Raw genomic sequence first — 20,492 nt, 5'->3', positions numbered from 1 at the left:
GGTCAGCGTGAACAAAAGCAAGTCAGGGTTAACAACCGCCATCCACACCGCTTTGGGCTACCCGCTCAGCGCGACCCGCAGCGCGCCTTACGGTGCCTTGCTGTGCTGCCTGGCAAGCCTGGGAACCGCCCAGGCCGCACCCTATGTGGAAACCGGCAAGCTGGGTGACGCCGCCAGCTGGCGCAGCACTGAATTCAAGGCCGACTGGGGCCTGGGCGCCGTGCATGCCGACGCCGCGTATGCCGCGGGCTATACCGGCAAGGGGGTCAAGCTGGGGATCTTCGACCAGCCGGTGTACGCCCAGCATCCGGAGTTCGCCAGCCCCGGCAAAGTCGTGACGATTGTCACTGAGGGCATCCGCCAGTACACCGACCCGTATATCCCGGTAAAGGCCGGCGATGCGTTTCGTTATGACGGCACGCCGTCGCTGGGCTCCAACGGCAAGCTGGGCAACCACGGCACCCATGTCGGCGGTATCGCCGCGGGCAATCGCGATGGCGGGCCGATGCATGGCGTGGCCTTCGATGCGCAAATCATCAGCGCCGAGAACGGCGACCCAGGCCCGGAAGACGGCATCATCCTTGGCAACGATGGCGCGGTGTACAAGGCCGGCTGGGACGCATTGGTCGCCAGTGGCGCACGGATCATCAACAACAGTTGGGGCATCGGCATCGGCGACCAATACGCCCAGGGCGGACGCGACCCGGCGTTCCCGAATTTCACGGTCAATGAAGCGCAGGCGCAGTTCAATAACATCCGGCCGATCCTCGGTACGATCGCCGGGGGCGCCTACCAGGGCGCCATCGACGCGGCCCGCAGCGGCGTACTGACGATCTTCGCCGCCGGCAACGACTACAACCGCAACAACCCGGATGCGATTTCCGGGCTGGCGTACTTTGTGCCCGAGATTGCGCCCAACTGGTTGTCCGTCGCGGCCTTGCAGCAGAACCCGGACACGGCGAGCGCCGACCCGTATGTGATCAGTACGTTCTCCTCGCGTTGCGGCTACGCGGCGAGCTTCTGTGTGTCGGCCCCCGGTACCAGGATCTACAGCTCCGTCATCAATGGCACCAACCTGGACAACCTCACCACCGACTATGCCAACTTCAACGGCACCTCCATGGCCGCGCCTCACGTGGCCGGCAGCGCGGCCGTGCTGATGCAGCGTTTTGCGTACATGAGCGGCGACCAGATCTCGACGCTGCTCAAGACCACCGCCACCGACCTCGGCGCACCGGGCATCGACTCGCTGTATGGCTGGGGCATGATCAATCTGGGCAAGGCGATCAATGGCCCAGGCATGTTTGTCACGGCCGAGGACATCCCCGCCGAGTTCCGCATCGACGGCGCCTATGGCAGCGGTCAGTTTGTCGCGGATCTGCCGGGCGTGGGCGCGGTGGTCGATGCCGGCAAACCGACACAGCGGCTGTGCAACGATGTGCATTGCGGGCTGGACGTGTGGAGCAATGACATCGCCGGACACGGCGGCTTGACCAAACAAGGTATCGGCACCTTGGTGCTCACCGGCTCCAGCACTTACAGCGGCCCGACGCTGGTCAACCAGGGCCTGCTGGCCATCAACGGCTCAGTCATTTCGAACGTCACCGTCAGCCAGAGTGGGGTGGTTGGGGGGAGCGGGCGCATCGGTTCGTTGTTGGCGAAAAACGGCGGCACCGTAGCGCCGGGCAATTCCATCGGCACGCTGAACGTGGCCGGGGACGTCACCTTTGAGCCCGGGTCGACCTATGCCGTGGAGCTGTCGCCCACCAACAGCGATCGCATTGTGGCGGGAGGCACTGCCACCTTGAACGGCGGCACGGTGACCCTCGCGCTGGAAAACAGCCCGACACTGCTCAGCGGTGCCCAGGCGCAAAGCCTGATCGGGCGCCAGTACAACATCCTGCAAGCCGCCGGCGGCATTACCGGCAGCTTTGGCGCGGTGCTGCCCAACTACCTGTTCCTTGGCGGCAACCTGAATTACGCGGCCAACGGCGTGCAACTGGACGTGGCGCGTAACGCCAACAGTTTTGCCAGCGTGGGCGCCACGGACAACCAGCGCGCCGTGGCCAGCGCCGCTGAGCAACTGGGCGCGGGCAACGCCGTGTATGAAAGCCTGCTGTCGGCGCCGAACGCGGCATCGGCGCAAGGGGCTTTCCAGCAGCTGTCTGGGGAAATCTACCCGGCATTGGAAACGGCCTTGGTCAACGACAGCCGCTACGTGCGTGAAGCCGTGGGCGAGCGCCTGCGCAATGGCGAGATGGGCGCACCCAGCGAGACGCTCGACAGCCGTGGCAACGTGTGGGTGAAGGCCCTGGGCGCCTGGGGCAAGACCGACAGTCGCAGCGATACGGCCGGCTACACCACGTCCGTCGGCGGCATGCTCGCGGGGGTGGACGGTGCGCTCGACGAGGCCACGCGCATCGGTCTGGTCGCCGGTTACAGCGACACGTCACTCAACATGGGCAGCGGTACCCATTCCCGTGCTTCGGTCGACAGCTATCACTTCGGTGCGTACGCCGGGCATGAGATCGGCGCCTGGCGCCTGAGCGGCGGCGCCACCTACAGCTGGCACCGCGCAGACGTGAAACGTGACCTGCAATACGGCGATGTTTCAGGCAAACAGAAAGCCAAGGTTGATGCACGCAGCACCCAGGTGTTCACCGAAGCGGCCTACCGGGTCAATCTGCAACCGCTGGCCCTGGAACCGTTCGCCAACCTGGCCTACGTGCACCTGGACAGCGATGGCGTGACCGAAAAAGGCGACGCTGCTGCACTCAAAAGTCGCGACGACAGCCGCGACCTGGTGCTGAGCACCCTGGGTATGCGTGCCTTGAAAACCTTCACCGTGAATGACCACCAGCAACTGGAGGTGTCCGGCACCCTGGGCTGGCAGCACAACCTCAGCAGCAATGACTCTGAACAGCACCTGGCGTTTGCCTCGGGCGGCCCGTCGTTTGCGGTGGAAAGTGCGCCGATGGTGCGTGATGCGGCGCTGGTCGGGGCGCGGGTGAGCCTGACGTTAAACAAGCAGGCGCGAGTGAACTTTGACTACAACGGCCTGCTGGCCAGCAAGGAAAAAGTCCATGGCGTGGGCTTGAGCCTGGACTGGGCGTTCTGAGGGTTCAGCGACCTTTGCGGGAGCCGGCACACCGGCACCCGCAGGTTTGGCTTTCTCGACAACTCCAACAAAAGAGAGGCACACCCCATGGGGATCTTTGACTATAAAAACCTCGGTGCCGAGGGCTCCAAGGCGTTGTTCGCCGATGCAATGGCGATCACGTTGTACACCTATCACAACCTGGATAACGGCTTTGCCGTGGGGTACCAGCACAATGGCCTGGGGCTTGGCCTGCCCGCCACGCTGGTCGGCGCATTGCTCGGCAGCACCGATTCCCAGGGCGTGATCCCCGGCATCCCGTGGAACCCGGATTCGGAAAAAGCCGCCCTGGACGCGGTGCACAAGGCCGGATGGACGCCGATCAGCGCCAGTGCCCTGGGCTACGGCGGCAACGTCGATGCACGAGGTACCTTCTTCGGCGAAAAGGCCGGCTACACCACGGCCCAGGTCGAGGTGCTGGGCAAGTACGATGATGCCGGCAAGCTGCTGGAAATCGGCATTGGCTTTCGCGGCACCTCCGGACCACGGGAAACCCTGGTCAGCGATTCTATCGGCGATCTGGTCAGCGACTTGCTCGCGGCCCTGGGGCCCAAGGACTACGCGAAGAACTACGCCGGCGAAGCCTTTGGCGGTTTGCTCAAAAATGTCGCCGACTACGCCAGCGCCCATGGCCTGAGCGGCAAGGACGTGGTGGTCAGTGGGCATAGCCTGGGTGGGTTGGCGGTCAACAGCATGGCCGACCTGAGCAACAGCAAATGGTCCGGCTTCTACAAGGACGCCAACTACGTGGCCTATGCCTCGCCGACCCAGAGTGCCGGCGACAAGGTGCTCAATATCGGCTACGAAAACGACCCGGTGTTCCGGGCCCTGGATGGTTCGTCCTTCAACCTGTCGTCCCTGGGCGTGCACGACACCCCCCATGCGTCGACTACCGACAACATCGTCAGCTTCAACGACCACTATGCGTCGACGCTGTGGAATGTGATGCCGTTTTCCATCGTCAACCTGCCGACCTGGATCTCGCACCTGCCCACCGGCTATGGCGATGGCATGACGCGCATCCTGGAGTCGGGCTTCTACGAGCAGATGACCCGCGATTCCACGGTGATTGTGGCCAACCTGTCCGACCCGGCACGGGCTAACACCTGGGTGCAGGACCTCAACCGCAATGCCGAGCCGCACAAAGGCGATACCTTCATCATCGGCAGCGACGGCAATGACCTGATCCAGGGCGGCAAGGGCGTGGACTTTATCGAGGGGGGCAAGGGTAATGACACCATTCGCGACAACAGTGGGCACAACACCTTCCTGTTCAGCGGCCACTTCGGTAACGATCGGGTGATCGGCTATCAACCCACGGACAAGTTGGTGTTCAAGGATGTGGAAGGCAGCACCGACTTGCGTGACCATGCAAAAGTGGTCGGCGCGGATACGGTGCTCACCTTTGGCGCCGACTCAGTGACCTTGGTCGGCATCGGGCAAGGCGGCCTCTGGGCGGACGGTGTGAGTATCGGTTGAATAAGGCTAAACGCAGCGGCGTGGAAATCCTTCGGTAAATAAATATCTACCTGGTTGTCGCGACGGATCGCTCGGTGTGCCTGCGTTTAACGATCAAGCGAGCCGTTTCGCGTGATGACGTGGGAGGAACCGAGCATGTCCCGATTGCGATTGTTGCTGTGCGCCCTGGTACTGCTGGGGTTGGCTGGGTGTGCGGTGTACCCGGCGTATCCTGGCCCGTGCTGCTATCACCCGTACTACCACTCGTACTATTACCATCCCTACTATCACCCGTACTACCACCCGTATTACCGCTATTAACCGAGCGATAATGCAAAAAAAGCCCCGCACTGCGGGGCTTTTCATTGTTATTTTTCTTTGATAACCGTCGCGACATCGGCGGCTTTGACTCGGATGCGCTTGCCGGCGATATCGGTAAATTCGTAGAAACCGTCGGCGGTCTTGGCGTTGGGGGTGTCCTTGGTCAAATACTGCGTGCCATTTTGCAGCGTCACTACGGTTTGCGTTGCGCAACCGGCCAGTACCAGAAAAGTGAGTGCAACCAGCGGCAGCCCCAGATTCTTCATGTTCATAACCCTTACCTTGACCTTGAAAAGTCCCGCGCCAGAGGCGGCGGGCGACAAATGTTACGCCATCGATTCTCCCATCTGATCACTTTTATGAGAAAAGTTGCAGGTGCCATTTATCTATTACCGATTGCAACAGGGCATTTGGGACGGCACTCTGTATGCATAACCAGTATTCGATCAGCGCGTGAAATGGCCAACCCCCTCGACGATCCCATGTATTACCTGCATAACTTCCGCCGAGTGCTGCTCTGGCTGGCACAGCGCTATGCCGATTTGCTGGACCCGGACGAACAGCTTTTTATTCAGCAATTTGACAGGTTGCCGCAGGCGTCCCAGGCGCTTTTGGTGCGTATGGTGATGCGCAAGGGCGTGCATTTTCGGGCCGGCAAGCTCAATTACCTGGAGATTGGTTGCCCCCATGCGGCTGCCGGGCCGCTGATGGAACTGGGTTGGGTGGACGATCAGTACCTACTGGCCTTTGAAGAGCTGTTCGCCGTGCTGCAAAAAGCTGAAATCCTGGCCGCGTTCAAGCCCTGGATAGACCAGCCCAAAGGCAAGAAAACCGATTGGCTGGAAGGGCTGTCGGCGCAATTCATGGACAGCCGCAGCTTTGCCACCTGGTGCCCCGAGCTGGCCGACAGGTTGTTCAGCCTCACGGTGATGGAGCTGTGCGACCGTCTGCGCCTGATGTTCTTCGGCAACCTGCATCAGGACTGGTCCGAGTTTGTATTGGCTGACCTGGGCATCTACACCTATGAAAAGGTCGAGTTCTGCGCCGAATCCCGTGGTTTGCGCCATCGTGACGATGTGCAGGGGTATCTGTTCCTGCACCACTGCCAGCAGGCCTTCGAGGCCGGTGAGCCGCTGGAAGATGTACTGGCCGGGATCGCCACGCTGGACACCGATAACCCCTGGCTGGAAAAACGCCGCGCCAAGCTGTTGTTCCAGATTGGTCAATATTGCGAACGCACTGCCGAGCTGGCCGTGGCGGAGCGGATTTACCGGAGCTGCACCTACCCCGGTGCCCGCTCACGGTTGATCCGCGTGCTGGAGCGCCAGGAGGACTACGCCCAGGCCATGGCCCTGGCGAACACGGCCCAACAGGCCCCGGAAAGCGCCGCCGAACAGCAGCACTTGCTGCGTGTCATCCCACGCCTGCGCCGCAAACTGGGCGAGCCGGCGTTGCCCAAGGTCAAGCCACGGCCGGTCACGCGCCTGGATCTGGCCCTCACTCCGCCGGAACCCTTGATGTCGGTGGAGTACTGCGTGCAGGCGCACCTCAGCGAGCCGGATGGGCCGGTACATTATGTGGAAAACGGCCTGATCAATTCGTTGTTCGGCCTGCTGTGCTGGGACGTGATTTTTGCGCCGTTGCCGGGTTCGTTTTTCCACCCGTTCCAGCGCGGCCCCGCCGACCTGCACAGCGCGGATTTTCACCAGCGCCGTGCGCCGCTGTTCGCCGCGTGTTTCGAGCAACTGCAGGACGAGCGCTACAAAACCACTATCCGCCAACGCTACCGCGACAAATGGGGCATCCAGTCGCCCTTCGTGTTCTGGAACCTGCTCAGCGAAGAGCTGCTGGAGCAGGCCCTGGCCTGTTTGCCCGCCGAGCACCTGCGCTACTGGTTCGAGCGGCTGCTGCTGGACATCCGCGCCAATCGCGCCGGCATGCCCGACCTGATCCAGTTCTGGCCCGCGCAAAAGACCTACCGCATGATCGAGGTGAAAGGCCCCGGCGATCGCCTGCAAGACAACCAGCTGCGCTGGCTGGAGTTCTGCGGCGAGTACCAGATGCCGGTGACGGTCTGCTATGTGCGCTGGGCACAATCCGCTTGAGCTACACCGTCGCGGTGCGGGCGCTGTGCGAGTTCACGGCCAAGGTCGGTGACCTCGACCTGCGCTTCACACCGTCGCCGAGCGCCCAGGAAGGCATCGCCGGCCACCGTACCGTAGCGTCGCGGCGCAGCCAGCACTACCAGAATGAAGTGGCGCTGGAGGGGCAATACCAGCAACTCACGGTGCGGGGCAGGGCGGATGGCTATGACCCGGATGCCAACCGCCTTGAAGAAGTGAAGACCTATCGCGGTGACCTCGATGCCCAGCCCGCCAACCATCGGCAATTGCACTGGGCCCAGGTCAAGGTGTATGGCTGGTTGATGTGCCGCAAACTCGGGCTCGCGCAAATCGACCTGGCGCTGGTGTACTTCGATATCGTCGGTGAGGGCGAGACCTTGCTCAACCAGCGCTTTCAAGCCAGTGAACTGGAGCCGTTCTTCAACCAGCAATGCGCGCTGTTCCTCGGCTGGGCCGAGCAGGAAATGCAACACCGCGCAGCGCGCAACGGCGCCGCGCAGACCCTGGCGTTCCCCCATGCGGATTTTCGCCCTGGCCAGCGCTCACTGGCCGAGTCGGTGTACAAGGCTGTCAGCACCGGCCGCTGCCTGATGGCCCAGGCACCGACCGGCATCGGCAAGACCATCGGCACGATTTTCCCGTTGCTCAAGGCCCTGGCGCCCCAGCAATTGGACACGTTGTTCTTCCTCACCGCCAAGACTCCCGGCCGCAAACTCGCCCTGGACGCCGCCCAAGTGCTGTATGCCAGCAGCCCCGGCTTGCCGTTGCGTGTGCTGGAACTGGTGGCGCGGGACAAAGCCTGCGAGCACCTGGACAAAGCCTGTCATGGCGACTCCTGCCCATTGGCCAAGGGCTTCTACGACCGCTTGCCCGCCGCGCGCATCGCCGCGTCCAAGGTGCGCCTGCTCGACCAGCGCAACCTGCGTGACGTGGCCCTGGCGCATCAGGTCTGCCCGTATTACCTGAGCCAGGAAATGGCGCGCTGGGCTGACCTGGTGGTCGCTGACTACAACTACTACTTCGACTTTGGCGCCATGCTGTTCGGCCTGGCCCAGCTCAACCAATGGCGTGTAGCGGTGCTGGTGGACGAGGCTCACAACCTGGTCGAACGGGCGCGTTCGATGTACAGCGCCAGCCTCGACCAGTACCACCTCAAGACCCTGCGCGACAGCGCCCCGGAACCGTTGAAGAAACCCTTGCAGCGCCTCAACCGTGAGTGGAACGCGCTGCACAAGGACCAGCTTGCGCCGTACCAGGCCTACGCCGCCCGCCCGGACAAACTGTTGCAGGCCCTGAGCCTGTGCGCCAGCGCCATGGGCGAATACTTCAACGAGCACCCCGAGTCCCTCAGCGGCGACCTGCAAGCCTTCTATTTCGATGTGCTGCAATTTGCCAAGGTGGCGGAGCTGTTCAACGAGCACTTCATTTTCGACATCAGCAAGCGCCAGCTCAGCGGCAAACGCAGCAGTTCCACCCTGTGCCTGCGTAATGTGGTGCCCGCCGAATTCATCCGCCCGCGATTGACGGCTGCCCGCAGCAGCGTGCTGTTTTCCGCGACCCTGAGCCCCCGACATTACTACGCCGACTTGCTGGGTTTGCCGGCGGATACGGCCTGGGTCGATGTGGAGTCACCGTTCAAGGCCGAGCAGTTGCAGGTGCGCATCGTCGCTGAAATCTCCACGCGCTTTGTGCACCGCCAGGCCTCGCTGGAGCCAATCGTCGAGCTGATTGCCCGCCAGTACACGCAACAACCTGGCAACTACCTGGCGTTTTTCTCAAGCTTTGATTACCTGCAACAGGTTGCGCAGTTGCTCGCCGAGCGACATCCGCAGATCGTGCTATGGCAGCAGTCACGCGGCATGGCCGAGGCCGAGCGCCAGGCGTTCCTCGACCAGTTAACCGAACACAGCCAGGGCATCGGCTTTGCCGTGCTGGGCGGCGCATTTGGCGAGGGCATCGACTTGCCGGGGGCACGCTTGATCGGTGCGTTCATTGCCACCCTCGGGTTGCCGCAACTGAACCCGGTCAATGAACAGATGAAACTGCGCATGGGCGCGATCTTCGGCGCTGGCTACGACTACACCTACCTGTATCCCGGCCTGCAGAAAGTGGTGCAGGCGGCGGGGCGGGTGATCCGTAGCCAGCAGGACCGTGGCGTGGTGATGCTGATCGATGACCGTTTCGGCGAAGGCCAGGTACGCCAATTGTTGCCGCGCTGGTGGGCGCTGGCTTGAGTTTTTCCTGCCATCAATGAGGCTGGTGCCGGGGCCGGTCATCGCGCTGATGCTCGGGTTTCCAGGGAAAACGTAAAGGTTGCGCCTCGGCCAGGGCGGTCCACCAGGCTGATGCTGCGCCCGTGCAGTTGCAGGATGCGGTGCACGATTCGCAGGCCCAACCCCCCGTCGCGCCGGGCGCCGCCAATGGTGAATGCGCGCAGGAACAGGCCTTCGCGTAATTCGGCGTCGATGCCCGGGCCGCTGTCGCTGACGGTGACGGCTACCGCGTGGGTTTGAGGCGTCAGGATGACCTCGATTTCGCCGTTGACCGGGGTATGCCGCAGGGCATTGTCCAGCAGGTTGGTCAGCACCCGTTCTATCAACCCCAGGTCTGCCTGCACCGTCGGCACCTGCGGCGGCAGGCTGGCCGTCAGCGTGATGCCGCGTGCCTCGGCAGTCAGTTCGAATTTCTGGAAGATGTCCTGCACCAGGTCCGGCAATGAAAAACCTTCGATCACCGGCTGCACAAAGCCATGCTCCAGGCGCACCAGTTCCAGCAGCGATTGGGCCAGGCCGCCGACTTTGCGGCTCTGGTCTAAAGCAATCCCGAGGTAGCGGCGGCGCTCTTCAGGGCTGAGGCTGGCATCCTTGAGCGACAGGGTTTCCAGGTAACCGTGCAACGAGGCCAGCGGTGTGCGCAGGTCATGGGAGATATTCGCGACCATTTCCCGGCGTTCCTGGTCCTGGTGGGTGATGGCGCGCCACTGTTCGCCCAGGCGGTTCTCCATTTGCGCGAAGGCGTGATCCAGCACGGCGATTTCATCGCCGCTGGCGAGTGGCACTGCAACGGATTCTGCCGGTTTGGGCGCGCCATTGATGTCGAACTGGCCAACCTTGTCAGTGAGTTGACGCAGCGGTCGGGTGATCCAGGCAAACGCGATCAGGCCGGCCGTCAGGCAGAGCAGGGCAACCAGGCCGATGGACCACAGGGCGATCTTCAAGGCCATGCCGGTGGCGTCCTTGGCGTCGTACGCATCGTGGGCTTCACCGAGCAGGACCACATACAGGAACCCGATCTGCTGCCCGCCGGCGGTGAGTGGCGCGGCGCTGAATACCTTGCGCCCATCGACACTGCGCGGGTCGTCCCCGAGGATCGGCAGCATGAAGCCCGCGAGGAAGCGCCGGATGGGCGCCAGGTCGACCTTGTCGCGCAACAGGTGGCCGCTGGGTGCGGCGTTGCCGACCACGCGGCCGTCGATGTCGAGCAGGTACACCTCGACGCTGGGGTTGACCAGCATCAACTGGCTGAACAGGTTGCGCACGGCGTCGGGCTTGAGGCCGTCGGCGTCCATCAATTGGGTGTCGCGGGCGATGTGCGCCGCGAGATCGCGGGACAGGCCTTGCACCACCTCCAGCTCGTGCATGTGGTTGGAACGCACCTGCAGCCACGCCGAGGTGCCGCTGCAGATCAACAGCAGTACCGCGAACACCAGCGACAGGCGCTGGGTAAGGGTGAGCTTCATGGCGGGCTCTCGGCAAACTTGTAGCCACGGCCCCACACCGTGAGGATGCGCGCCGGGTTGGCCGGGTCGGCTTCGACCTTGGCCCGCAGGCGGTTGATGTGGGTGTTGACCGTGTGTTCATAGCCTTCGTGGCTGTAGCCCCACACCGCGTTGAGCAAGTCCATGCGCGAGAACACTTTGCCCGGTTGGCGCGCGAAGAAGTACAGCAGGTCGAATTCCCGTGGGGTAAGGTCCAGGCGCTGGCCTTGCAGGGTGGCGTCACGGGTCAGCGGGTTGATGAACAACTGGCCGAGGTCGAGGCTGCCGGCGTCCATCTTCAGGTTGCGCGCCATGGCGTCGACCCGGCGCAGCAACGCTTTCACCCGGGCCACCAGTTCCGGCATGGAAAACGGCTTGGCCAGGTAATCATCCGCGCCCAGCTCCAGGCCGAGGATGCGGTGCAGTTCGCTGGAGCGTGCACTGGTGATGATGATCGGGGTGTAGCGCGTCATGGCACGGGCGCGCCGGCAGATCTCCAGGCCATCCACGCCAGGCAGCATCAGGTCGAGGATCAGCGCATCCCAGCCGCCTTGCTCCAGCAGGCGCAGGCCTTCATTGCCATCGGCGCTGTGCACCACTTCGAACTGTTCATCACGCAGGTGCAGGCAGATCAGGTCGGCGATATGGGCATCGTCCTCGACCACCAGGACACGTTTGGGCTGATCCATGTAAGAGAAACCTTCGCTTGTAGTTCGCGCATTGTGCGGCTTTTGCAACAGTGTAGTTATCACGAATTGTTTAACTCTGCGTGAGGATTCCGCGACGGTAAACAGCCCAACATTCCCGTTACTTCAAAGAGGGAAAACACCATGTACTCACGCCGACAAATACTCCTGGCCAGTGGCGACCTGGATGTCGCCATGACGTTCGCGACGGCGTAAGCCAATGTCTTTTTCTTATAAGGGTCCATCCCATGTGGCTTCTGGTTCTCGCGTACCTGGGCGGCGTGCTGACAATCGTCAGTCCGTGCATCCTGCCTGTTCTGCCTTTTGTCTTCGCTCGCACCGGGCAGCCGTTTTTGCGCAGTGGCATGCCGCTGTTAGCGGGGATGGCGGTGACATTCGCCCTGGTGGCCTCGCTGGCGGCAGTGGGCGGCGGTTGGGTGGTGCAGGTCAATCAATACGGGCGCTGGCTCGCGTTGCTGTGCGTTGCCCTGTTCGGACTCACGTTGTTGTTGCCGCAACTGTCGGAACGCCTGACGCGCCCGCTGGTGGCCGCCGGCAGTCGTTTGTCGCAAGCCGCCGGGGTCGATGCCCGGCCGCGGCCGGGCGCGTCGTTCCTGATCGGCGTGGCCACCGGGCTGCTCTGGGCACCGTGCGCCGGGCCGATCCTGGGGCTGGTGCTCACCGGCGCGGCGCTGCAGGGCGCCAGCACCGGTACTACCTTGCTCTTGCTGGCTTACGCCGCCGGTGCTGCCACCTCCCTCGCGCTGGCGTTGCTGGTCGGCGGTAAGGTCTTTGGTTTCATGAAGAAGTCCCTCGGTGCCGGCGAATGGCTGCGCCGGGGCCTGGGTGGGTTGATGCTGGCCGGTGTGGTCGCGATTGCGCTGGGCCTCGACACGGGCGTGCTGTCGCGGCTGTCGACCGCGTCCACCGGTGGCCTGGAACAAAGCCTGGTGGATCGCCTGAGCGCCAAGCCGGTGAAGCCGGGCGGGGCGATGATGATGGCCGCCAATCACAGCGACACCTTGCCGATCGAAGGCGCGCTGCCGCCCCTCGACGGTGCCGTGCAATGGCTCAACAGCCCGCCACTGAGCACCGAAGCACTCAAGGGCAAGGTGGTGTTGGTGGACTTCTGGACCTACTCCTGCATCAACTGCCTGCGCACCTTGCCGTATGTAAAGGCCTGGGCCGAGAAATATCGCGACCAGGGCCTGGTGGTGATCGGCGTGCATGCGCCGGAGTTCGCCTTTGAGCGCGACGTGAACAACGTCACCCAGGCCATGAAGGACCTGGGCATCACTTACCCTGTGGCCATCGACAACAACTACAAGATCTGGCGCGCGTTCAACAACCAGTATTGGCCGGCCCATTATTTCGCCGATGCCAAGGGCCAGATTCGCTACCACCACTTCGGTGAAGGCGACTACGCCGAGTCGGAGCGGGTGATCCAGCAGTTGTTGCGTGAAGCCGGCGCGAAGAACGTCGCGGGCGGCTTGATCGAAGCCGATGCCAAGGGCGTGCAACAAGCGCCGGACATGAACGAGGTGCAGTCGCCGGAAACCTACCTGGGTTCGCAGCGCGTCGAAAACTTCGTCAAGTCCGGCCGCCTGGCACTCAACCAGTGGACCCTGCAAGGCCAATGGAACGTCGGCGGCCAGCAAGCCACCCTCGACCAGGCCGGTGGGCGCATCGTCTACCGCTTCCACGCCCGCGACCTGCACCTGGTGCTCGGCCCGGGCGCCGACGGCAAGCCGGTGCGTTTCAAGGTCACGATCGACGGCCAGGCCCCGGGCGGTGCCCATGGCACCGACGTCGCACCGGATGGCAGCGGCACCGTCACCGAACAGCGTTTGTACCAACTGGTGCGTCAGCCGGGCGCCGTGCAGGACCGCACCTTCACCATTGAATTCCTTGACCCCAACGTGTCGGCGTATGCCTTCACCTTTGGTTAACCCGGAGTGCCTGCCATGAATGTATTCAAATACCTGCCAGTCCTGGCCTTCGCAGCGTTCGTCGGTCAAAGCCCGGCCTTTTCCTTTGGCGCCGCCGACGACGCCGTGGTGATCGCGCCGCCCGCCCTGGACCTGCCCGCCGAAGCTGGCAACCTGCAAACCGCTGTGTTCGCCGGCGGCTGTTTCTGGGGCGTTCAAGGGGTGTTCCAGCATGTGCAAGGCGTGAAGAACGCCGTGTCCGGCTACGATGGCGGCGCTGCAAGCACGGCGCAATATGAGTCCGTCAGCGACGGCAACACCGGCCACGCCGAAGCGGTTTCCGTCACCTACGACCCGAGCAAAATCAGCTTCGGCAAACTGCTGCAGATCTATTTCTCAGTGGCCCACAACCCCACCGAACTCAACCGCCAGGGGCCCGACACCGGCACCCAGTACCGTTCGGCGATCTTTGCGCAGAACGCCGAACAGCAAAACGTCGCCCAGGCCTACATCGCCCAGTTGGACGCTGCCAAGCCTTTCGACAAACCCATCGTCACTAAAATCGAGATGGGCAAGGTGTTCTACCCGGCGGAGTCCTATCATCAGGACTTCCTCACCGAGAACCCGTCCTACCCCTACATCGTGATCAATGATCTTCCGAAGGTGGCGCAGCTCAAGAAACTCTTTCCCGACCAATACCGCGCCGAGCCGGTGCTGGTAAAACACCAGTAACCCCGGTTGTGGATTACACAACCTCCAGGTACGAGCTGTGAATTGCTCGCGCCAACTCGCGCACGGTGTCGATAAACTCGGTGAGACGGCTGTGCAAGCCGTCTTCAAGGATTTCATCAATCCCCGTATACCGCAGCCGCGCCTCGAACTCCGCCGCCAGGCGCTGCGCCGTGCGCCCATAACTGCCAGGCAGGTCCGCCAGGATATGGCTCAACTCCTCGATGCACGCATGCAACGAGCGCGGCACATCGCTGCGCAACAGCAGTAATTCGGACACGGAACGGGCGTTCAACGCGTTCGGGTACAGCTCCGTATACGCCTCGAAGGACGACAGCGCGCGGAGCAGGGCGCTCCACTGGTAATAACCGCGTGCCGACAAGTCACTGACTTCTTCCGATTCCTCGCCGAACATCTCGTAGCGCGCATCCAACAAACGCAGGGTGTTGTCGGCACGCTCGACAAAGGTGCCGAGGCGAATGAACCGATAGGCGTCATTGCGCATGATCGTCCCCGAGGTTGCCCCACGAAACAGGTGCGAGCGCTGCTTGACCCAATCACAGAAGTGGCTGATGCCGTGTCGCGCCAGGCCGCCGGCGGCGATGCTGCGCATTTCCAGCCAGGTGGCGTTGAGGTTTTCCCACATGTCGGCGGTGATGCGCCCGCGTACGGCGTGAGCATTGCCACGGGCGGCGCGCAGGCAGTTGTAGATGCTGGCGGGGTTTTCTTCGTCGAGGGCGAAGAAGTGCAGCATGCGCTCGGCATCCAGCTGTTTATGGCGTTCAAGGTAGCTGTCCAGGGTGCCGCTGCTGAGCAACGACATGGCCAGTTCGTCCAGACCGTCGCTGCGCCCGGCTTGTGGCATCAACGACAGCGAGTAACTGACTTCGAGCATGCGCGCCAGGTTTTCGGCACGCTCCAGGTAACGGGACATCCAGTACAGATCTGCGGCGGTTCTACTCAACATACTCAGCCCTCCACCATCCAGGTGTCCTTGGTTCCGCCGCCTTGCGACGAGTTGACGATCAACGAGCCTTCCTTCAATGCCACGCGGGTAAGCCCACCGGGCACCAGGCGGGTTTCCTTGCCCGACAGCACAAAGGGCCGCAGGTCGATATGCCGTGGGGCGATGCCGTTTTCAACGAAGGTGGGGCAGGTGGACAGGCTTAACGTCGGTTGGGCGATGTAGGCGTGGGGACGCGCCTTGATGCGCTGGCGGAAGTCCTCGATCTCGGCGGCGCTGGAAGCCGGCCCGACCAGCATGCCGTAGCCACCGGAACCCTGGGTTTCCTTGACCACCAGTTCCGGCAGGTGAGCCAGTACGTGGGACAGTTCATCGGGCTTGCGGCACTGGAAGGTCGGTACGTTTTGTAGCACCGGTTCTTCGTCCAGGTAGAAACGGATCATTTCCGGCACATAGGGGTAGATCGACTTGTCGTCCGCCACGCCGGTGCCGATGGCATTGGCCAGCACTACGTTGCCGGCGCAATAGGCCGCGACCAGGCCGGGGACGCCGAGCATCGACTCGGGGTTGAAGGCCTTGGGGTCGAGGAAGGCGTCATCGATGCGCCGGTAAATCACGTCGACCGGCTTGGGGCCGTCGGTGGTGCGCATGAACACCTTGAGGTCGTGCACGAACAGGTCGGCGCCTTCCACCAGTTCCACACCCATTTCCCGGGCCAGGAACGCATGTTCGAAGAACGCGCTGTTGAAGCGGCCCGGGGTCAGTACCACCACGTTGGGGTTGTCCAGGCGGCTGGAGCTCTTCAACGTCTTGAGCAGCAGGTTGGGGTAGTGGTCCACCGGCGCGATGCGTTGTTTGGCGAATACTTCGGGGAACAGGCGCATCATCATCTTGCGGTCTTCGAGCATGTAGCTCACGCCGCTGGGGGTGCGCAGGTTGTCCTCGAGCACGTAATAGGTGCCGTCAGCGTCACGCACCAGGTCGACACCCGAGATATGCGAGTAGATGTCGCGGTGCAGGTCCAGGCCGACCATGGCCTTCTGATAGCCCTCGTTGCCCAGCACCTGGTCCGCCGGAATGATCCCGGCCTTGATGATGCGCTGGTCATGGTAGATGTCGGCGAGGAACATGTTCAGCGCATTGACGCGCTGGATACAGCCGCGTTCGATAACGCTCCATTCACTGGCAGGGATGCTGCGCGGGATGATGTCGAAGGGGATCAGGCGCTCGGTGTCTTGTTCGTCGCCGTAGAGGGTGAAGGTGATCCCGGCGCGGTGAAACAGCAAATCGGCTTCGCGGCGACGCTGGGCCAGCAGTTCCGGCGGCGTATTCGCCAGCCAGCGGGAGAAGTCCTGATAGTGCGCACGGCAGGCGCCGTTTGCGTCATTCATTTCATCGAAGAAAGATCGAGCCATTCCAGTACCTTGTCAGTGCCGAGGGACGCTTGGGTGGCACTGCCGTTTCAAAAAACGCATTTTTTATGAGCCCGTGGCTAAGGGTGCCACTGGGCCTGGTCCTTACTTTCTTGTGGAGTCGGCTCTGGGTCGGGGGGTAACGAATGCTCCTGTATCCGGGCAGATGAATGGATAAAGCAATGCCTGTGCCGAAACCCTGAATTGCTTGTAGTGAGGGGCGTGTTGTGGCGAGCAAGCCCGCTCACAACAACACGCCCGCTCACCAGAAGGGGGCAGTGCCTGGCAGGCGCCCCGACTTGGTGCATGAACAAACTTGAACTTCACTCGCCGCTGATTCTTCTAACAGGACTTGAACCCGCAGGGAGCACCGTCATGCCCAGAATCATCTCTCCCCATACACCGGAAGCGGCCCTGACCGACCACAGCGAACACAACGCCAAGATCTTCGGTTCGCCCAAGGACCGTCTGGACTTCTACCGGCGCGAGATCCAGTACGAAACCACCATCCTGGCCAACCGCACCGACGCTTATCTCACGGCGCAATCGTTCCTGGTGATCGCCTTTGTTTCCGGCATGGGCAACCTCAACCCGGAGTGGGGCAAGCTGTTTACCCTCGTGGTGCCGGTGTTCCTGGTCTCGCTGGGCATTCTCAGCTCCCTGAATGCCTGGCCAGGCATTCGGGCGGCGTACGAAATCATCGATCACTGGCACTACAAGCAGAGCGAACTGCTGCGCAGCGAGCCGGTGATGGGCATGGCCTATGATGAGTCGCCGCTGTTTTCCGAAATGGAGTCGTCCCACAAGGGCTATCGCAAGTCGCTGCTGTTCTCCATGCGTGCGCCCTGGCTGTTCATGGTGTTCTGGCTGGTGCTGGGGATATACGCGTTCTATATCCAGGTCGACAACCCGATCCGCTGAGCAATCGGACGGAACTTCGCCGGGTGGCGCAGCACCTTACCTGTAGGCCCTGCTGATTTCCCTGCGGCCTGTAACGAGGTGACCCATGAGCACAAGCAAAGCCCCGCAACTCGATAACCGCAACGACCCGGCCATCGACGGCGGCGAACCGGCTCCCGGTACCGCTGCCGACGCACCGAAAGACCCGGTCCCGGCCAAAGACCCCAAAGCCACGGAAAACGACTACAGTCCAGACTTCAAGCCCGAGCGCGAGCCCAAGCCTGAAACCGATGCCGATATCGATACCCAGGGCGGTTAGAGGAGACGGTCATGTCCAAAGAACTCGACGACGAACTCAACGACCCGGGCAATGAAGACCCCGGTTCCTTGATGGATGATGCAGAAGTGCCGCTCAACGACCTGGATGACGCGGCAGACGTAGGCAATACAGAGCGTCAGGACTGAGCGTCCGCCTTGGCTCGTCGTTCATACCACACCAGCATCGGCTGGGTACTCAGGCCATGAACGACGATGCTCAGGGCAATGACTGACAAGGTCAGGTTTACCGCCACCGCGCTGCTGGTGCCAATCAAGCCGTGGTTCAGCGCGTAGAACAGGTAGTAAATACTGCCGATCCCGCGAATACCAAACCACCCCATCAGCCCGCGCTGGCGCAGATCAATCAGGCGGCCCCAAGGCATTGCCAGCACGCCCAGCGGGCGGATCACGCAGAACAGCAGTGCCGCCACCGCCAGTGCGCGCCAATCCCAGTGGCTGACCAGCACGATGCCCAGCACCGTGACCAGGAACACCTCCATCGAACGCTCCACCAGGCTGCCGAACGAGAGCATGTCGCCCATCATCACGCCGGCGGCGATCTGGGTGTCTTTCAGTTCGCTGACATCACCTTGCAATGCGTGTTCTGGCTCTACTTCCAGGTGACCCACCACCGGCAGCGCCAAATGCTCCGACGGGGTCTGCGAGTTCCCGGTCGAGCGGAACTCCGCCTGGCGCAAGCCAAGCCCCGCCGCGAACACTGACAGGAAGCCATAGCCGCCCACCGCCTCGGCGACCACATAGGCCAGTGCGATCAGTGCGAGCGTCAGGTAGTCATTGGGCGAGAGCGTGCTGTCACTGTTGCTGATGCGCAACCATAGGGTCACGCGGCCTATGCCACGGCCCATCCAGTAGCCGATCAACAACCCGGCCGGCACCGCCCAGAGCAGATTCTTCAGCACCCAACCGCCCAGCCAGTCACCGTCGAACCCGCCGTGCTGCATGAACAGCAGGGCGAAAATCACAAACGGGAAGGCCGTGCCGTCGTTCAGGCCCGCTTCGCCGGACAGCCCGAAGCGCAGCGCGTCATAGTCCTGGGCATTATTGACCTGCACCAGGCCTGCCAGCACCGGGTCAGTCGGGGCCAGAATCGCCCCGACCAGCAGTGACAGACCCCACGACAATGCAAACAGGTAATGCAGCGCCAGGCAGATGCCGAGGATGGTCAACAGCATCACCGGCCCGGCCATGCCGAACGCGATGCGCCAGGTTCGGTGCTTGAGTGGCAGACGCAGCTTCAAGCCGCTGACGAACAGCGAAAACAGCACCGCGACTTCAGTGAGGTGCTCCATCCAGCGCGCAGAGTTTTTGATGTCCAGGTGCAACAGGTCGACGCCCAGCGGGCCGATGCCTACCCCCAGCAACAGGCACACCGCCGAGGTGGTGACCGGCATCCAGCGCAGGTAGGAGGAGGTGAGGGCAAGGGTGAGCAAGACAGTGCCCAGTACGGCCATCCATAGAATAAAAGTCATCGAGCGTGCACCGAGGCCGTGGTCTGTTCAGGTTGGAGGACCGCGGCCGGTGACGGGTTCAATGTGATTGGATCAACTGCGAGCCAATGGTTTTCACGCGGATCATGTCCATCAGCTGGCGCAATCCCGGCTGCGGCTGGCGCCGGCTCGGGTAATACATGCACAACGGCTCGCCCATGCAGGCCCAGTCGGGCATGACCTCCACCAGGCGACCGTCCTTGAGCTCCTGCTGCACGCGGTTGGACAGGCAGTAGGCGATGCCCACCCCTTGCAGCGCCGCATTGACGATGGTCTCGGTGTCGGCTGCGCTGAAGTGGCCGGGCACGTCGATGCGTTGCTGGCGACTGCCGTTGCCCAGTTCCCACTTATAGGTAGTGTTGTCGCCCAGGTACATGCGGATGCAGGCGTGTTGGAGCAGGTCTTTGGGCTCCTGCGGCGTGCCCCGGCGGGCCAGGTAGGCGGGCGACGCGACCACGATCCAGCGCAACTCACCGGTCAAGGGCACGGCGACCATGTCCTGGGGCACGGTGGCACCGTAGCGGATACCGGCGTCGTAGCCCTCGGCGATGATGTCGATCATCTGGTCCTGCACGATCAGGTCCACGCGCAGTTGCGGGTAGGTGGCGCAGAAGTCCCCGAGGATCGGCGCCAGCAGCAATACCGCCGCATCCCGCGGCACGTTCAAGCGCAGCCGGCCAATTGGTGCTTCGCGGTACAACTCCAGGGTGTCGAGGCCGTCCTTGATGGTGGCGAAGCCCTGGTTGAGTTTTTCTGCCAGCAGCGAGCCGGCATCGGTGGGTTCGACGGCACGGCTGGTGCGGTACAGCAGTTTGACCCCCAGGCGGGTTTCCAGGTTGCGCATGGTGTGGCTCAGGGCCGAGGTGGTCACACCCAATTCGTGGGCAGCATGGCGAAAGCTGCGACGGCGGATGATCGCCATGAACACGTTGAGATCGGCCAGTTCGGAACGGTTGAAAGCAGCCATTTGCAAGTCTCTTATGCAGGAGTTCGGCTGGGTGCGGCGTTGAGCCCGATTCAACCGTGGATGACTTAGGGTAATTGTTTTTCCAGGCATTATTGCAAGCCACTGGATTTTTTCATGCGCGTCGAGACCATCCGAATTAGCCTCGCGCCTCCTGCGGAATCGCCATAGCGACCTCTTTGGACGATAAACGACACCGGGTCAGACATGCCCATTGAACGAGTGTTCAGCTTGAACTATGTTGACCGCATCCGCCCGTTTGCAACA

Annotated in this window: 17 protein-coding genes; 10 read left to right on the top strand and 7 right to left on the bottom strand. The window is 62.5% G+C overall.

Annotated features, from left to right (window positions below; all coding sequences use genetic code 11):
* The first annotated feature begins 7 nt into the window (after positions 1–7).
* From AC3WP7_RS12690 to AC3WP7_RS12680, 3 genes are all read left to right on the top strand, one after another.
* The gene (locus tag AC3WP7_RS12690) at positions 8–3,118 is read left to right on the top strand and encodes an autotransporter serine protease (RefSeq protein WP_102592016.1); all 3,111 of its coding nucleotides are present in this window, start codon (positions 8–10) and stop codon (positions 3,116–3,118) included.
* A gap of 87 nt (positions 3,119–3,205) precedes the next feature.
* Complete coding sequence (locus tag AC3WP7_RS12685) at positions 3,206–4,636, top strand: polyurethane esterase (protein WP_092243453.1); 1,431 nt, start codon at positions 3,206–3,208, stop codon at positions 4,634–4,636.
* Positions 4,637–4,771: 135 nt separating this feature from the next.
* A complete protein-coding gene (locus AC3WP7_RS12680) occupies positions 4,772–4,936 on the top strand; it encodes a hypothetical protein (RefSeq protein ID WP_165447925.1) in 165 nt (54 codons plus the stop codon).
* Positions 4,937–4,983: 47 nt separating this feature from the next.
* Here AC3WP7_RS12680 and AC3WP7_RS12675 read toward each other — a convergent pair whose 3' ends face one another.
* Complete coding sequence (locus tag AC3WP7_RS12675; RefSeq protein WP_071488353.1) at positions 4,984–5,208, bottom strand: YgdI/YgdR family lipoprotein; 225 nt, start codon at positions 5,206–5,208, stop codon at positions 4,984–4,986.
* 186 nt (positions 5,209–5,394) lie between these two features.
* Between AC3WP7_RS12675 and AC3WP7_RS12670 the strand changes: the two genes are divergently transcribed.
* Both AC3WP7_RS12670 and AC3WP7_RS12665 read left to right on the top strand, forming a co-directional pair.
* Positions 5,395–7,041: a VRR-NUC domain-containing protein gene (locus tag AC3WP7_RS12670; RefSeq protein ID WP_102592015.1), complete on the top strand. Its 1,647-nt coding sequence runs from the start codon at positions 5,395–5,397 to the stop codon at positions 7,039–7,041.
* Positions 7,038–9,293: an ATP-dependent DNA helicase gene (locus AC3WP7_RS12665; protein ID WP_093513226.1), complete on the top strand. Its 2,256-nt coding sequence runs from the start codon at positions 7,038–7,040 to the stop codon at positions 9,291–9,293. The genes AC3WP7_RS12670 and AC3WP7_RS12665 overlap by 4 nt, the downstream gene beginning before the upstream one ends.
* Positions 9,294–9,331: 38 nt before the next feature.
* On the opposite strand, the gene AC3WP7_RS12660 is transcribed toward AC3WP7_RS12665, so the two are convergent.
* Both AC3WP7_RS12660 and AC3WP7_RS12655 read right to left on the bottom strand, forming a co-directional pair.
* On the bottom strand, positions 9,332–10,798 hold the full coding sequence (locus AC3WP7_RS12660; RefSeq protein ID WP_102592014.1) for a sensor histidine kinase: 1,467 nt from the start codon (positions 10,796–10,798) through the stop codon (positions 9,332–9,334).
* A complete protein-coding gene (locus tag AC3WP7_RS12655) occupies positions 10,795–11,505 on the bottom strand; it encodes a response regulator transcription factor (RefSeq protein WP_058425926.1) in 711 nt (236 codons plus the stop codon). The genes AC3WP7_RS12660 and AC3WP7_RS12655 overlap by 4 nt, the downstream gene beginning before the upstream one ends.
* Before the next feature lie 245 nt (positions 11,506–11,750).
* On the opposite strand from AC3WP7_RS12655, the gene AC3WP7_RS12650 reads away from it, so the two are divergent.
* Complete coding sequence (locus AC3WP7_RS12650) at positions 11,751–13,451, top strand: cytochrome c biogenesis protein DipZ (RefSeq protein ID WP_102592013.1); 1,701 nt, start codon at positions 11,751–11,753, stop codon at positions 13,449–13,451.
* Between the two features lie 15 nt (positions 13,452–13,466).
* Positions 13,467–14,162, top strand: coding sequence for a peptide-methionine (S)-S-oxide reductase MsrA (gene msrA / locus AC3WP7_RS12645; protein WP_102592012.1), 696 nt, complete (start codon positions 13,467–13,469; stop codon positions 14,160–14,162).
* A gap of 13 nt (positions 14,163–14,175) precedes the next feature.
* Here the strand turns inward: msrA and AC3WP7_RS12640 are convergent, their stop codons facing one another.
* Together AC3WP7_RS12640 and AC3WP7_RS12635 are read right to left on the bottom strand one after the other, a co-directional pair.
* Complete coding sequence (locus AC3WP7_RS12640) at positions 14,176–15,126, bottom strand: alpha-E domain-containing protein (RefSeq protein WP_012724311.1); 951 nt, start codon at positions 15,124–15,126, stop codon at positions 14,176–14,178.
* A gap of 2 nt (positions 15,127–15,128) precedes the next feature.
* Positions 15,129–16,538 carry a circularly permuted type 2 ATP-grasp protein gene (locus tag AC3WP7_RS12635; RefSeq protein WP_102592011.1) on the bottom strand — a complete coding sequence of 470 codons (1,410 nt, stop codon included), beginning with the start codon at positions 16,536–16,538 and terminating at the stop codon, positions 15,129–15,131.
* A gap of 372 nt (positions 16,539–16,910) precedes the next feature.
* On the opposite strand from AC3WP7_RS12635, the gene AC3WP7_RS12630 reads away from it, so the two are divergent.
* The 3 genes from AC3WP7_RS12630 (at position 16,911) to AC3WP7_RS12620 (ending at position 17,900) form a co-directional block, all read left to right on the top strand.
* Complete coding sequence (locus AC3WP7_RS12630) at positions 16,911–17,456, top strand: hypothetical protein (protein WP_071488345.1); 546 nt, start codon at positions 16,911–16,913, stop codon at positions 17,454–17,456.
* Between the two features lie 85 nt (positions 17,457–17,541).
* Positions 17,542–17,754: a hypothetical protein gene (locus AC3WP7_RS12625; protein WP_102592010.1), complete on the top strand. Its 213-nt coding sequence runs from the start codon at positions 17,542–17,544 to the stop codon at positions 17,752–17,754.
* 11 nt (positions 17,755–17,765) lie between these two features.
* Positions 17,766–17,900, top strand: a complete 135-nt coding sequence (locus AC3WP7_RS12620; protein ID WP_010210499.1) for a hypothetical protein — start codon at positions 17,766–17,768, stop codon at positions 17,898–17,900.
* Here the strand turns inward: AC3WP7_RS12620 and AC3WP7_RS12615 are convergent.
* Entirely contained in the window at positions 17,891–19,243 is a 1,353-nt protein-coding gene (locus AC3WP7_RS12615; protein ID WP_102592009.1) for a cation:proton antiporter, read from the bottom strand. The genes AC3WP7_RS12620 and AC3WP7_RS12615 overlap by 10 nt on opposite strands.
* Before the next feature lie 58 nt (positions 19,244–19,301).
* The gene (locus AC3WP7_RS12610; RefSeq protein WP_092243486.1) at positions 19,302–20,228 is read right to left on the bottom strand and encodes a LysR family transcriptional regulator; all 927 of its coding nucleotides are present in this window, start codon (positions 20,226–20,228) and stop codon (positions 19,302–19,304) included.
* Positions 20,229–20,492 lie beyond the last annotated feature (264 nt).

The sequence above is a fragment of the Pseudomonas sp. FW305-3-2-15-C-LB1 genome (assembly GCF_058787615.1).
This window is presented reverse-complemented; position numbering and strand designations above follow the sequence as displayed.

Excerpts from the sequence above, each read along its gene's own strand:
- AC3WP7_RS12685 (WP_092243453.1), top strand. The coding sequence starts at position 3,206 with ATGGGGATCTTTGACTATAAAAACCTCGGTGCCGAGGGCTCCAAGGCG.
- AC3WP7_RS12680 (WP_165447925.1), top strand. The coding sequence starts at position 4,772 with ATGTCCCGATTGCGATTGTTGCTGTGCGCCCTGGTACTGCTGGGGTTG.
- AC3WP7_RS12675 (WP_071488353.1), bottom strand. The coding sequence starts at position 5,208 with ATGAACATGAAGAATCTGGGGCTGCCGCTGGTTGCACTCACTTTTCTG.
- AC3WP7_RS12670 (WP_102592015.1), top strand. The coding sequence starts at position 5,395 with ATGGCCAACCCCCTCGACGATCCCATGTATTACCTGCATAACTTCCGC.
- AC3WP7_RS12660 (WP_102592014.1), bottom strand. The coding sequence starts at position 10,798 with ATGAAGCTCACCCTTACCCAGCGCCTGTCGCTGGTGTTCGCGGTACTG.
- AC3WP7_RS12655 (WP_058425926.1), bottom strand. The coding sequence starts at position 11,505 with ATGGATCAGCCCAAACGTGTCCTGGTGGTCGAGGACGATGCCCATATC.
- AC3WP7_RS12650 (WP_102592013.1), top strand. The coding sequence starts at position 11,751 with ATGTGGCTTCTGGTTCTCGCGTACCTGGGCGGCGTGCTGACAATCGTC.
- msrA (WP_102592012.1), top strand. The coding sequence starts at position 13,467 with ATGAATGTATTCAAATACCTGCCAGTCCTGGCCTTCGCAGCGTTCGTC.
- AC3WP7_RS12640 (WP_012724311.1), bottom strand. The coding sequence starts at position 15,126 with ATGTTGAGTAGAACCGCCGCAGATCTGTACTGGATGTCCCGTTACCTG.
- AC3WP7_RS12635 (WP_102592011.1), bottom strand. The coding sequence starts at position 16,538 with ATGGCTCGATCTTTCTTCGATGAAATGAATGACGCAAACGGCGCCTGC.
- AC3WP7_RS12630 (WP_071488345.1), top strand. The coding sequence starts at position 16,911 with ATGCCCAGAATCATCTCTCCCCATACACCGGAAGCGGCCCTGACCGAC.
- AC3WP7_RS12625 (WP_102592010.1), top strand. The coding sequence starts at position 17,542 with ATGAGCACAAGCAAAGCCCCGCAACTCGATAACCGCAACGACCCGGCC.
- AC3WP7_RS12620 (WP_010210499.1), top strand. The coding sequence starts at position 17,766 with ATGTCCAAAGAACTCGACGACGAACTCAACGACCCGGGCAATGAAGAC.
- AC3WP7_RS12615 (WP_102592009.1), bottom strand. The coding sequence starts at position 19,243 with ATGACTTTTATTCTATGGATGGCCGTACTGGGCACTGTCTTGCTCACC.
- AC3WP7_RS12610 (WP_092243486.1), bottom strand. The coding sequence starts at position 20,228 with ATGGCTGCTTTCAACCGTTCCGAACTGGCCGATCTCAACGTGTTCATG.